The following is a 12,966-nucleotide window of genomic DNA, read 5'->3' on the forward strand; positions in this document are numbered from 1 at the left end:
AACAGAGAGTTTGCTGATGATGTTCTCCCGAATTTCCGTATTTGCGAAAGCCAGCCGTTTCGCAGCCTTCCTCGGATTGGGAGCATTGGTTCTTGGTGCAGCTGTGCCAGCGTTTGTGCCAGCTGCAGCGCAGGCGCAAGGTGCGGGAAACGCCGCCGCAGCTCAGCAGATTGCGGATCATTTTTCGTCGGTTCGTACAATGACTGGTGAGTTCGTGCAGTTTGGTCCCAAAGGCGACCAGACCGGCGGCACTTTCTATATCGAGCGTCCGGGCAAAATCCGTTTCAATTACAACAACTCGCCAGTGCGGGTAATTTCGGATGGCAATCAGGTTGTCATCAACAATCGCAAGCTCGACACTTGGGATATGTATGCGCTTGGCACAACGCCGCTAAAACTGCTTCTTTCTGACAAGATCGATCTTGGTGGCGGTCGCCTTCAGAGCGTCAAGCAAGACCCGGATATGACTACACTGGTTATAGGCGACAAAAAAGTTTTCGGCAGCTCCAAGATCACGCTGATGTTCGAGCCAAAGACCTACGAGCTCAAGCAGTGGACCATTACCGATGCGCAGGGGCTTGATACGACGGTGATGATCTTCAATCTGCGTACGGGTGTACGTTTCACCGATGATATGTTCAAGATCGACTATCAGCGCATCGCGATGAAACGAAAAGGTCAGTAATAGTCAGCTTAGAGCGGTTCCAGTTAAAATTGAATCGTTGGATTCGCTCTAACTGCCTGTTTTTGCGCGCATCTTATCCGAAAACCGTTTCACACTTTTCGGGATGCGCTTTAGTTGCTGCCTGATGTTTGCATTTTTTGGATAAATGGTTAGGTTCGCGACCATCTTTTGATGACCGCGAGTCTTTTTCCCATGACCTTTTCTGTTGCTACCTGGAACATCAATTCCGTTCGCCTGCGCATGCCGCTGGTCGAGCAGTTCTTGAGCGATTATCAGCCTGATGTTCTGTGTCTGCAGGAAACCAAATGCCCGGACGATCAATTCCCTTCCAAGGGTTTTCGTGCGCTTGGTTATGAGCATATCGCGATCAGTGGTCAGAAGGGCTATCATGGCGTTGCAACTATTTCCAAGCGCCCGCTGAGCGATGTCGAGAAGATCGGTTTTTGCGAAATGGGCGACTGTCGCCATCTCAGCGCGGTTGTTTCAGCCGGCGACAAAAAGCTGCGTATCCATAATTTCTACGTGCCTGCGGGCGGTGATGAGCCGGACCCGGTAATTAATCCAAAATTTGCGCATAAGCTCGGTTTTCTTGAGGAAATGCGAGCGATTGTGGCAGACAGGCAGGACGGAAATTCGTCGATCCTGGTGGGCGATCTCAATATCGCGCCACTCGAAAACGATGTCTGGTCGCACAAACAGCTTCTCAAGATCGTCAGCCACACACCGATTGAGACCACAACGCTGGAAGATCTGCGTGTGAAGGGTGGCTGGAGCGATCTGATGCGTCAGGTCATTCCAGCAGACCAGAAGATTTATACATGGTGGAGTTATCGCGCCAAGGATTGGGACGCCGCTGACCGTGGTCGCAGACTTGACCACATCTGGGGCTCTGCTGATCTCGAAGCTCATATGAAGGAGCTGCAAATTCTGCGTGAGGCGCGCGGCTGGGAGCGTCCTTCGGACCACGTGCCTGTCATCGCGACATTTGATCTGGATTAAGATCAATGGTAATAAGTTATTACAGAGCAACGGCTCTGTTATCTGACGCTAGTGAACAATGTTTGGCCGCATATACCTATTATTAAGGCAGCGAACGAATATCAGAGCGGTTCAAGTTAAGACTTAGTCGTTGGAACCGCTCTATCTATTTTCTTTCGCATTATCCTATGCAAAACCGCTTCGCACTTTTTCTATAAATGCTTTAATAGGAGCTCAAATCGATGAACCAGAACGCACTGTTTCTCATAACCAGTGTCTTCAATGTTTCTATGGTTCGTCATGATGGCTCTATTCACAATTCACGATATTTCCTGCGCAACGACTGACGGTCGTCTTCTTTTTCAATCCATCGATCTCAGCATTGATGCAGAGCGTATTGGTCTTGTCGGACGCAACGGTGTCGGCAAGTCTACGCTTCTGCATATAATTAGCGGTGCCGTGCCGCCAATGAGCGGCTCTGTAAGTGCGAATTGCACGATTGGTGTTCTTCGACAAGACATCTCGTCTGGACTTGCAGATACGCTGGTCGATCTCTTCTGCGTGCGCGATGAGTTTGATATACTTGCCCGCATAGAGGCGGGCGTTGCCAGCGATGATGATATCAGCACCGCGGATTGGTTGCTTCCGCAACGTTTTCACCGCGCACTGAAACAGTTAGGTCTGCCGGATATAATTCCTGAAACAAGACTTGCTGCGTTGAGTGGCGGGCAACAAACACGTGCGGCACTGGCAGCTTTGATATTTCAGAGCCCTGATCTGATTTTGCTGGATGAACCGACAAACAATCTTGATCGTGACGGACGGCACGCCGTGATTGGTCTGCTGCGCGGTTGGCGTGGCGGCGCTGTTGTGGTTAGCCATGATCGCGAATTGCTGCGCGAGATGGATCGGATAGCAGAACTGACGTCGTTGGGAATGAATTTTTACGGCGGAAACTGGGACTTTTACGCGGCCCGGAAAGCCGCGGAGCTAGAGGTTGTGAAACGCGACCTGAATTTTGCCCAGCACCAAGAAAAGCAGATTGAAAAAGAAGCGCAGCGCAAACTTCAAACGCGTGTGCATGGATCTGTCCGCTCCGTTGCTCAAGGATTGAAGAGTGGCGCGGATCGGGGCGCAATCCACGCCTTGAAGAACCGCGCTGCTGGTGCGCGGAATATGGATGCAAGCACGATCTCATCGCGCCAGCTTGATAAGGCGAAACAATCTGTTCAGGCTGCTGAGGAACAGATTGAGCGGCTGACCCCGTTTGGTTTTGAGATAAAGTCAGCCGAAGTGCCTGCGAGCAAGGTACTGCTGAAACTTGAAAAGCTGACGGGAGGTCCGGCACCGGATTTCCCGGTTATCCAGAAGCTTTCGCTGACAATTATAGGGCCAGAACGGATCGCAGTTACAGGGCGTAACGGGGCCGGTAAGACCTCATTGTTGCGGTTGATCGCAGGCGAGCTAAGGCCTCTGGAGGGCGAGATTGAAAGAAACGCGCATATCATCTTTCTCGATCAGCAGCTTAAGCTTCTCGACCGGACGAAAAGCCTGTTCTGGAACTATCGCAACCTCAATCCAAGCTGCAATGATAATGATGCTCGTGCGGCTTTGGCGCGATTTGCTTTTCGAGGAGATGTGGCCCTTCGTTTGGCTAAAGAGTTAAGCGGTGGCGAGTTGCTGAGGGCCGGGCTTGCAGTAACACTTGGGGGAACAGAGCCGCCACAGTTGCTCATACTGGACGAGCCAACCAACCATCTCGATATTGCGTCTATCGAAACGATGGAAACTGCACTCAACGCTTTCGATGGCGCGCTTCTGGTGGTCAGCCATGATCAGGCATTTCTTGATACGATAGGTATTCAGCGCGTCATCGCGCTCTAAAAAACTATTCGAGAAAAATGAAGTTCAGAAAAGGACAAAAGAGCAATGGATCATACAGCACTTTTTCAAACGATCAGATTTATCAGTTTTTACAGGGCTTGCGATGTCTTCTCTTCTTACTCTTCAGGATGTTTCCTGCGTCACGGCTGATGGCCGTAGTCTTTTTTCCGGTATTAATTTCAGCGTCACCGAAGGCCGCATCGGCCTTGTCGGGCGCAATGGTATCGGTAAATCCACGCTTCTGAAAATCATGAGCGGTGATTTGAAGTCCACAAGCGGAACTGTTACTCGAAGCGGCAGGATTGGCGTGCTCGCTCAAAATATCGGCAGCAATGGCGAGCGTACGCTGGCCGATCTGTTTGGTGCGTGCGATGCTTTTGATAGGCTAGCGCGTATTGAAGCGGGCGCGGGCACGGATACGGATTTCGAACAGGCAGACTGGTTGTTGTCGCATCGCTTTGATGAAGCTTTGCAGATGTTCGGGCTATCGCTTGAACCGCAAACCTCGCTCTCCGAATTAAGCGGTGGGCAGCAGACGCGCGCAGCACTTGCAGCCCTTTTGTTTCAAGAACCCGATCTCATATTGCTGGATGAACCGACCAATAATCTTGATCGTGATGGGCGTCAGGCGGTAGCCGACATGCTTGCAAAGTGGCAGGGCGCTGCAGTCGTCGTCAGTCATGATCGTGAATTGTTGCGGACCATGCATACAATAGCTGAGCTTTCGCAAGGTGCTCTAACGCTCTATGGAGGCAATTGGGATTTTTATTACGCACGCAAGGACCAGGAACGGGAAGGGGCTGCTCGCGATCTGGAGGTTGCTCAGCGCGATTTAAAGCAGGTCAGGCTCAAGGCGCAGGAAGCTGCAGAACGGCAGGCGAAGAGCGATGCACGAGGGCGCAAGTCGCGTGCTGATGCAGGTATGAGCAAGTTGCTGCTTGATGCCCGAGAGGATCGTGCACAGAAAACCGGCGGCCGCGGCGATGTGCTTGCTGAACGCAATGCAGATCGTGCTCAAAACCAGTTGCGCGAAGCGGAAGCAAAGGCCGAACGCGTCAAGCCCATGCGTTTTGACATCGAGGCATCGCTTTCACCCTCCGGGCGTGTGGTTCTGGAAATGCAGAACGTTTTTGGCGGGCCGGTGCGGGAACACCCGGTCATTCATGATTTCTCGCTCAAGATTGTCGGACCGGAGCGTATCGTCATTCGTGGCGCAAATGGTGCAGGCAAAACTTCGTTGCTACGTTTGATTACCGGGGATTTGCAACCCATTGCGGGGGAGATCCGGCGCTTTGTGCGCATTGCGATGTTTGATCAGCAGATGAGCCTGATAGATCGCGATGCGACGCTTTATGAGAATTTCCGACGAATAAACAAAGGGGCCAGCGATAATGATGCCCATGCAGCACTTGCGCGGTTTTCGTTTCGTGGTGAAAGTGTATCGCGTCTTGCAGGAGGCTTAAGCGGTGGCGAATTGCTACGCGCAGCTCTTGCTTGTGTTCTGGGCGGTACGCTCAAACCTGAACTGTTGATTCTCGATGAACCGACCAACCACCTTGATCTCGATTCCACAGAAGCGCTGGAAGCGGCCTTGAATGACTATGAGGGCGGGTTGCTGTTGGTGAGCCACGATCAGGCCTTCCTTGACGCCATCGGCATCGAGCGGGAGCTACAGTTATAATTTGAGCGGTTCCGGTTAAGACTGAATCGTTGGAACCGCTCTAACTGTTGTTTCTACGCATTATCCTCACGCAAAACCGGTTCCCACTTTCGGGATAAAAACATGCGTATAAATAAAGACTTAAAGCGCGCCGCGCTTTAGTCGTCGCTGCCAAGGCGCGGGCCCACTTTTTCAATATCGCTGATCAATTGCAGCAGATTTTGGCTGATATGTGCATGCAGCGAGGCTGCAGCTTCCGGATATTCTTCCAGAATGCGCCGGAAAATGGCGCGGCTGATGCGGATAACTTCCGTCTCCTCTTCAGCCATGGCACCGGTAAGGCGTGTGGTTTGCGCAATCAGCGCCATTTCGCCCAGCATCGCGCCGGGGCCGACGGGGCGGATCGTGATCCGCCCTTCGTCTGCATCGTGAAACAAGGTGATGTTGCCAGATACGACGATATAGCCGCAGTCAGCGCTTTGGCCTTCGCGGAAGAGCTCACGACCAGCGCGCAGCACCAGTCGTTCTGCTCCAAAGGCGAGCAGACGCAACTGTTCGGGAGTGAATGACTCGAACAGGCCTACTGAGCCGAGAATGCGAATATCGTCATCGAGCGCCATAGCTTGTCAATACACCCGCATCAGGCGCTGTCCATCATGGGACAAGTTTGTATCCCCCGCTTTCTGTAACCAGAAGCGACGCATTTGACGGATCCTTCTCGATTTTCTGGCGCAGGCGGTAGACATGGGTTTCCAGTGTGTGGGTCGTGACACCGGAATTATAGCCCCACACTTCCTCAAGCAGCACATCGCGGCCGATAACCTTGTCACCTGCACGATAGAGATACTTGATGATCGCCGCTTCCTTTTCAGTCAGGCGGATCTTGCTACCCTTCTCATCGAGAAGCAGCTTCTGGCCCGGCTTGAAGGTGTAAGGTCCGACGATGAAAGTCGCGTCTTCGCTCTGCTCGTGCTGGCGCAACTGCGCACGGATACGAGCAAGGAGTACAGCAAACTTGAAAGGCTTGGTGACATAATCATTCGCGCCCGATTCAAGGCCGAGGATCGTGTCCGATTCCGTATCGTGACCCGTCAACATGATGATCGGGGCCTTGAAGCCGCCTTTGCGCAGAAGCTTTACCGCTTCGCGACCGTCCATATCCGGCAGACCGACATCCATGATCAGCAAATCGACGACGCCATTGCGAGCGGTCTGGATGCCTTTTGTGGCGTTGTCTTCCTGAACGATCTGGAACTCTTCGCACAGCTCCAGCTGTTCGACGAGGATGGAGCGGAGATCTTCGTCATCGTCCACAACCAGTATTGTACGACCTGTCATGCCTGTCCTCGTTACTCTTTGATTCAAATAGTTGTTCGTGTTTTATGACATTTAATGGCGATAAGTTGAAGCCGTGAAAAAACGCGAGAGCTTTTCGGGTATAGCACCAAAAGTTTTCAAGCAGTCAGCATTTGAGGAGGCAGGCTTGACCAGAAATCAAAAAAGCCGCGGAATTGGCATCATCGACGTACGGGCAAAGCCCGGCCATAAGACGCGCGGCCTGCTTGCTGCTGGCAATTTGGTGCTCGAATGTGCGCTTGGCAAGGGGGGAATCAGTGCTTTTAAGCGCGAGGGCGACGGCGCAACGCCGCTTTCGTCCATGCGATTGCTTTACGGCTATCGACGCGGGGATGCAGGGCAGCTGCCTTCATCCCGTCTGCCCTTGAGACGTGTCCGCAAACTGGATGGCTGGTGCGATGCGCCAAATGACGCCAATTATAATCGTCCCGTCAATCTGCCCTTCAAGGCAAGTCATGAGAAGATGTGGCGCAATGACGATGTCTATGATGTCTGTATTGTCATGGACTGGAACATCAACCCGCGCAGGCGTGGCTGCGGCAGCGCGATTTTCTTCCATCTCAGTCGTTCAGGCTTCAGCCCGACTGAAGGCTGTATAGCATTGAAGCGCGCCGACATGGCGCGCCTCTTGCCGCATTTGACCAACAGAACTGTTATCCGCGTCCTGCGCTGATTAGAGCGCGATGCGCTCTAATTTTTATCTTATGCATTATCAACGCAAACCCGCTTCGCACTTTTGGCACAAATGCTTTAGTGCGCCGCCGCAGGCACGATCTTCACTTCATTGCCCTCGGCATCGTAGAGCTTACCATTGAGGATGTAATCGCCGTCATGCAGCTCTGCGATTTGATGGTGGCGAATGATGCGTTCGGTGCCTTCAGCAAAAACTGACATCTGGTCTGAATTGCCGCCTTTGAATTCGTTGAACATCAGGTTGAGTGCGATTGCCATCAAAGCGGCGGAGCTGATACCTGAATGGAAAATGGTTTCAAACCAAGCCGGGAACTGATGGTAGAATTCCGGCGCTGCAATCGGGATCATTCCGAAACCGATGGAGGTCGCCACAATGATCAGATTGATGTTGTTCTGATAATCGACCTTTGAAAGCGTACGGATGCCGCTTGCAGCGACTGTACCAAACAGCACGATACCGGCACCACCCAGCACCGCAGGCGGCACACAGGCAATCAGGCGTCCCATCACAGGCAGAAGACCCAGCGTGATCAGAATGAGACCACCCGTTGCCACCACATAACGACTTTTCACACCGGTTACGGCCACAAGGCCAACATTCTGTGCGAAAGCACTTTGTGTGAACGAGCCGACCACAGGTGCAAGAATGCTTGATGCCATATCGGCACGCAGACCATCGCCCAGACGGCGCGAATCGACCTTGGTTTCCAGAATATCGCCTACCGCCAGAATATCGGCAGATGTTTCCACCAGCGTAACGATGATGACGATGAACATCGACAGTGTCGCAGCAATGCTGAAAATCGGCCATCCAAAGTGGAAGATCTCAGGCAGTGCCATCACGGGCCCTTCAGATACACGGGAAAAATCGGTCATGCCGAGCGCCCAAGCAATGCCCGTACCAATAACCATGGCGAGCAGGATTGAAAGGCGTGAAATCGTGGCATTGCCGATCTTGCTTAACAGCAGCACGATCAGAAGCGTAAGCCCGGCAAGGCCGATATTGCCCATGCTGCCGAAGTCTGGCGCTTTGCTGTTCCCACCCATTGCCCAGCGTGCGGCAACCGGCATCAATGTGAGGCCGATGGTTGTAATCACAATGCCGGTGACAAGCGGTGGAAAGAAGCGTGTGACGCGCGAGAATATCGGCGTAATGAGAAAGCCGATCAGAGATGCAGCCATCACCGCACCGAGTACCACTTGAAGCCCGGCTTCTCCTGTTTGGGCAGATGTGACGATGGCGACCATTGTTGCGACACCGGCGAATGATACGCCCTGAACCAGCGGAAGCTGGCAGCCGAAAAACGGAATGCCGATGGTTTGCAGAACGGTTGCCACACCGCCCGCAAACAGCGAGGCGGTAATCAGCAGACCGATCTCACTGGGGCTGAGGCCCGCTGCCTGACCGATAATGAGCGGCACCGCAACGATGCCGCCATACATGGTCAGAACATGCTGGAAGCCATAAGCGAGATTGGCCGCAACAGATAGTTTTTCATCTTCGGGACGTGGACTGGCCACCATCCCTGTTGGGTGTGTATTCACGTTTATCCCTCCCGATGTCTCTCCTCAAAGACAGGGGGCGAGTATATCCTTCACGGGTCAACTGACTGCATTGCTTTTGGTTGAAGTTGTTTTCGATGTGAGCGGGTGAATGCAATCACCTCGACGCTTCGCGCATCGCATCGCTCAGAACGGCAAAGATATAGGGTTCAGTTGATTGTGCAACATTGAAACGCAGATAGCGTGTCGCACTGCGGGATGGGCTGAAGACATCGCCTGGTGCGAGAACAACACCCTTTTGGAGCGCATAGCGGGCGATCTGTCCCGAATCCGTACCTTCGGGCAATTGCGCCCATAGAAAAACGCCACCTTGCGGTTCTGTCCAGAGTTCAAGTCCGGTTGCTTTGAGCCGTTTTGCAGTCATGGTCATCGCGTCAGCGAGTTTCGCACGCAGATTGTCGATGTGGCGACGGTAGGTGCCGTCGGTCAGAAGTGCATGTACTATCTGCGCTGACAAAACATTGCTGCTAAAGGATGTGGCTAGCTTGAGGTCTGTGAGGCCATCGATCCAGTCACGGCGAGCGGCAATATAGCCGACGCGCGCTGCAGCCGAGAGCGTTTTCGAGAAGCTGCCGATATGCAGCACACGATCAAAGCCGTCGAGTTCAGCCAGAAGCGGTGTGGGCGAGGAATGAAAATCACCAAAGATATTGTCTTCCACCAGCTTGATGTCGTGCACTTCCGCAAGCTTCAGCAAACGATGTGCCGTGGAGGGTGTCATGGTACCGCCTGTTGGATTGTGCAGACCCGCATTGGAAATATAGAGCTTTGGCGCGTGCTCGGCGGCTGCCTGTGCGAAAGCCTCAAGATCAGGCCCTGTATGGGTATAAGGAATGCCAATGAGTTTGACGCGATGCGAAAGCAGCGACGCCTGAAAATTGAAATAACAAGGATCGTCGACCAGCACCGTATCACCGGGCTGCAACAGGAAGCGGCAGATGAGATCGATGGCATGAGTGCCGGAATCGGTCAGCAATATATCGCCGCCCGAAATATCGATGCCCTGCTCGGATAATTTTCGTGCCAGATGATTGCGCAACGGGCGAAAGCCTAGGGGCTCGCCATAGGCGACGAGATTGCTGTCCTCATCACGCGCGATGGTGCGCATGGCACGGCGAATGCCTTCGAGCGGTAGCCATTCATCCGGTAACCAGCCGCAGCCGGGCTTATAGGTCTTGTCATCTGCTTCAAGCGACTGACGCATGACCCAGAAAGGATCAATCTGCCGGTCCTTATGGGGAGCGGCGCTTGCCAGTGTAAAGGGCTGGCGCCCACGCTCGGAAACATAAAAGCCCGCACCACGACGCGACTGGATGATGCCTTCAGCGACCAGTCGGTCATAGGCTTCTACAACAGTTGATTTAGAAACATGCATGGTTTCAGCCAGACGACGTATCGATGGCAGCCGGGCACCGGGAGCAAGGCTCATGGCCCCAATACGATCCCGGATGATGGTCATGACCTTTTCGACAAGCGGCATCTTCTCAGACGCGGCCTTTTCATCGCCGCGCTCGCTTTGTCCGCCGAGATAGGCGGCCTCTACAGCCTCGAGGCTGCGCAATAGGCCTGTCGAAATCATCTGTACTATTCCTTGTATCAGTACAGTTTACCAAAATTGTCCGGTAATTGTCTCTGATTATTTGGCCGACTTCACGGCACTGTACCGGAATCATCTAAAGCGGTTTCGGTTCGAACGGAATTGTCGGAACTGCTTTAATTGTTTGTTTTTACGCATTATCCAACACAAACCGCCACGCAGTTTTGCTGGGAAATGCACAATACGATTACGAAGAAGGTCGAAAAGACAGAATGAACAAGACTGCGGGTTGGATTAACGGATTTCTGGGGGTTCTCATTTTTAGCGGGTCGTTGCCTGCAACGCGTCTGGCGGTAATCGATATCGACCCGACCTTCCTGACCATGGCGCGAGCGACGATTGCCGGCCTTCTGGGCCTGATACTTTTGTTAGCCTTTCGCGAGCCTTTACCACGTCGCAAGGACGTTATGTCGTTGATCGTTGTCGCCTTGGGTGTCGTTGTTGGTTTTCCATTACTGACCGGTATCGCGCTGCAATACATGACATCGGCGCATGCAATTGTCTTTATCGGTTTGCTGCCACTGTCGACGGCTCTGTTTGCCGTGTTGCGCGGTGGTGAAAATCCGCGCCCTCTGTTCTGGCTGTTTTCCGTCGCAGGGGGCCTCATCGTTGCATCCTACGCTTATGGGCAAGGCAGCCAGTCCACACTGCTCGGCGATGTCTTGATGCTCGGTGCAATCATTGTTTGTGGACTTGGTTATGCAGAAGGTGCGAGCCTTTCGCGCAGGCTGGGTGGTTGGCAGGTGATCTGCTGGGCGCTGGTCTTCTCACTGCCGGTGATGATGCCACTCAGCATCCTGACGCGTCCTGAAACTTGGTCCGGTATCGGTGCGATGGCATGGGGCGGGCTTGCCTATGTCACGCTGTTTTCGATGCTGATAGGCTTTTTCTTCTGGTATCGCGGGCTTGCACAGGGCGGTGCTGCGGCAGTCGGACAGCTTCAGTTGCTGCAACCGTTCTTCGGTTTGATGTTGGCCGCATCCATTGCCGGTGAACCGGTGAGCATGGGCATGGTGTTGACCGCTGGTGTGGTTGTGCTGTGCGTGGCGGGTGCAAAGAGGTTTGCTTAGCTAAATAAACGCCCAGACCGTCGTGCGCTTGACCTCTGCATCCTCAAGCGCACGCGTGACAGGCACCGTATAGACGGCAAGCTGTTCGAGCCGCTCCTTCGGCAGATAGGCGCGGCCGGGATCACCGACGATGATGCGGGCACCACGCGCTGAGAGCTTTGAAAACCATGGGGTCAGACGATCAGCGAGCGGTTTGTCATAAAACACGTCGCCCGCAAGCACCACGTCCCAGCCGTGATCCTGATCGATCAAATCGATGAGTGCCGGTGTGATGACAACACTGTTTGCTGCTGCATTGATTTCGATGGCTGGAAGCGCAAAAGGATCAATGTCTGAAGCCAAAACCCTTGTAGCGCCCACTTTCATTGCTGCAATGGCAACAAGACCTGAGCCGGATGCGAAATCCAGTACGGTTTTGCCTGCGACTGCATGCGGATGGTCGAGAATATAGCGGGCAACGCCCTGACCGCCCGCCCAGGCAAAAGCCCAGAAGGGAGGCGGCAGGCCGATGGTTGCCAGTTCTTCCTCGGTTCGATGCCAGAGGTCGTGAGCTTCGTCGGCCAGATAGAGCTGGATTTCCGGCACATGGGGCGGCGTTTGCAGACCAGTATTGGCCAGTATGAAATCGCGCGCGCCCTTCTTTGCCGGATCAAGCATCAAGCATGTCTCCCAAAAGTGGAAACCGGTTTTGGGAGAAAGACATGCATCAGATGTCTTTGGCGTCCAGCCCACCCATGCGGCAAACTTCGATCCATTCGTCTTCGGTCACTGGTTGAACCGAAAGGCGCATGGAAGTGACAAGCGCCATCTTCTCGAGCTTTGGATTGGCTTTCACATCTTTCAGCGTGACGGGCTTCGGCACATCGCGCACAGCCTTGATATCCACACAGTCCCAGCGCGGATCATCGGTGGTGCTGTCAGGATGCGAAAGAGCACAGATTTCGACAATGCCCACCACTTCCAGACCTTCGTTGGAATGGTAGAAGAAACCTCTGTCGCCAATTTTCATGGCGCGCATGTTGTTACGTGCCAGATAGTTGCGCACGCCGTCCCACTGCTCGCCTTTTTCGCCACGGGCTTTCTGCATTTCCCATGACCATTTGAACGGTTCGGACTTGAACAGCCAGTAAGCCATCATGTTACCTTCAAGCGTTTGCGGGATTGTTGATGGCCCAATTCCATGGACGAACGGCCACATCGGCAAACAGGCCTGCCAGCGCATAGGGATCATTGGCGGCGATCTTTTCGGCTTCTGCCTTGTCCGCTGTTTCAACGACAACGAGGCTGCCATTTGGTTTGCCATCTTCACCAAGGAAGGGGCCTGCGAATTTCAATCCATCGCCAAGGCCCTTGAGATAGTCGAGATGGGCCGGGCGCGTATCAAGGCGCACCTGCAGATGGTCGGGCTTGTCGTTGCATAGAAGAGCAAAAAGCATCGTTCGCTAACCTTTTTGTTTGAGCATTATCTTACACAAAACCG

Annotated in this window: 13 protein-coding genes; 6 read left to right on the forward strand and 7 right to left on the reverse strand. The window is 53.5% G+C overall.

The genetic code is table 11. The features are described 5' to 3' along the window. Positions 1-16: 16 nt before the first annotated feature. From QBD00_RS06360 to QBD00_RS06375, 4 genes are all read left to right on the forward strand, one after another. Positions 17-685, forward strand: coding sequence for an outer membrane lipoprotein carrier protein LolA (locus tag QBD00_RS06360; RefSeq protein ID WP_191793336.1), 669 nt, complete (start codon positions 17-19; stop codon positions 683-685). 192 nt (positions 686-877) lie between these two features. Beyond that, positions 878-1,684: an exodeoxyribonuclease III gene (xth, locus tag QBD00_RS06365; protein WP_095448004.1), complete on the forward strand. Its 807-nt coding sequence runs from the start codon at positions 878-880 to the stop codon at positions 1,682-1,684. A 279-nt stretch (positions 1,685-1,963) separates the two neighbouring features. Further along, positions 1,964-3,547 carry an ABC-F family ATP-binding cassette domain-containing protein gene (locus tag QBD00_RS06370; protein ID WP_318578939.1) on the forward strand — a complete coding sequence of 528 codons (1,584 nt, stop codon included), beginning with the start codon at positions 1,964-1,966 and terminating at the stop codon, positions 3,545-3,547. Positions 3,548-3,650: 103 nt separating this feature from the next. After that, positions 3,651-5,228 (forward strand): ABC-F family ATP-binding cassette domain-containing protein, encoded by a 1,578-nt coding sequence (locus tag QBD00_RS06375; RefSeq protein WP_318578940.1) that lies wholly within the window; start codon positions 3,651-3,653, stop codon positions 5,226-5,228. A gap of 137 nt (positions 5,229-5,365) precedes the next feature. Here QBD00_RS06375 and QBD00_RS06380 read toward each other — a convergent pair whose 3' ends face one another. Both QBD00_RS06380 and QBD00_RS06385 read right to left on the reverse strand, forming a co-directional pair. Next, complete coding sequence (locus QBD00_RS06380) at positions 5,366-5,827, reverse strand: cyclic nucleotide-binding domain-containing protein (protein ID WP_095447597.1); 462 nt, start codon at positions 5,825-5,827, stop codon at positions 5,366-5,368. Positions 5,828-5,861: 34 nt separating this feature from the next. Beyond that, the gene (locus tag QBD00_RS06385) at positions 5,862-6,545 is read right to left on the reverse strand and encodes a response regulator transcription factor (protein WP_095447596.1); all 684 of its coding nucleotides are present in this window, start codon (positions 6,543-6,545) and stop codon (positions 5,862-5,864) included. Positions 6,546-6,690: 145 nt separating this feature from the next. Here QBD00_RS06385 and QBD00_RS06390 point away from each other — a divergent pair, with 145 nt between their 5' ends. Beyond that, positions 6,691-7,236, forward strand: coding sequence for a L,D-transpeptidase (locus QBD00_RS06390; RefSeq protein ID WP_318578941.1), 546 nt, complete (start codon positions 6,691-6,693; stop codon positions 7,234-7,236). Positions 7,237-7,313: 77 nt separating this feature from the next. Here QBD00_RS06390 and QBD00_RS06395 read toward each other — a convergent pair whose 3' ends face one another. Both QBD00_RS06395 and QBD00_RS06400 read right to left on the reverse strand, forming a co-directional pair. Then, complete coding sequence (locus QBD00_RS06395) at positions 7,314-8,780, reverse strand: nucleobase:cation symporter-2 family protein (protein WP_318578992.1); 1,467 nt, start codon at positions 8,778-8,780, stop codon at positions 7,314-7,316. Between the two features lie 136 nt (positions 8,781-8,916). Beyond that, on the reverse strand, positions 8,917-10,398 hold the full coding sequence (locus QBD00_RS06400) for a PLP-dependent aminotransferase family protein (protein ID WP_318578942.1): 1,482 nt from the start codon (positions 10,396-10,398) through the stop codon (positions 8,917-8,919). 230 nt (positions 10,399-10,628) lie between these two features. On the opposite strand from QBD00_RS06400, the gene QBD00_RS06405 reads away from it, so the two are divergent. Beyond that, positions 10,629-11,486, forward strand: coding sequence for a DMT family transporter (locus QBD00_RS06405; protein ID WP_095447593.1), 858 nt, complete (start codon positions 10,629-10,631; stop codon positions 11,484-11,486). Here the strand turns inward: QBD00_RS06405 and QBD00_RS06410 are convergent, their stop codons facing one another. The 3 genes from QBD00_RS06410 to QBD00_RS06420 are packed head-to-tail and all read right to left on the reverse strand — an operon-like array spanning position 11,487 to position 12,922. Continuing rightward, positions 11,487-12,143: a methyltransferase gene (locus QBD00_RS06410; RefSeq protein WP_318578943.1), complete on the reverse strand. Its 657-nt coding sequence runs from the start codon at positions 12,141-12,143 to the stop codon at positions 11,487-11,489. Between the two features lie 49 nt (positions 12,144-12,192). Then, positions 12,193-12,621 (reverse strand): EVE domain-containing protein, encoded by a 429-nt coding sequence (locus tag QBD00_RS06415; RefSeq protein ID WP_095448001.1) that lies wholly within the window; start codon positions 12,619-12,621, stop codon positions 12,193-12,195. Between the two features lie 10 nt (positions 12,622-12,631). Further along, complete coding sequence (locus QBD00_RS06420) at positions 12,632-12,922, reverse strand: YciI-like protein (RefSeq protein WP_095447591.1); 291 nt, start codon at positions 12,920-12,922, stop codon at positions 12,632-12,634. Between the last annotated feature and the right edge of the window lie 44 nt (positions 12,923-12,966).

This window comes from Ochrobactrum sp. AN78, from assembly GCF_029909885.1.
Classification (GTDB): Bacteria; Pseudomonadota; Alphaproteobacteria; order Rhizobiales; family Rhizobiaceae; genus Brucella; species Brucella quorumnocens.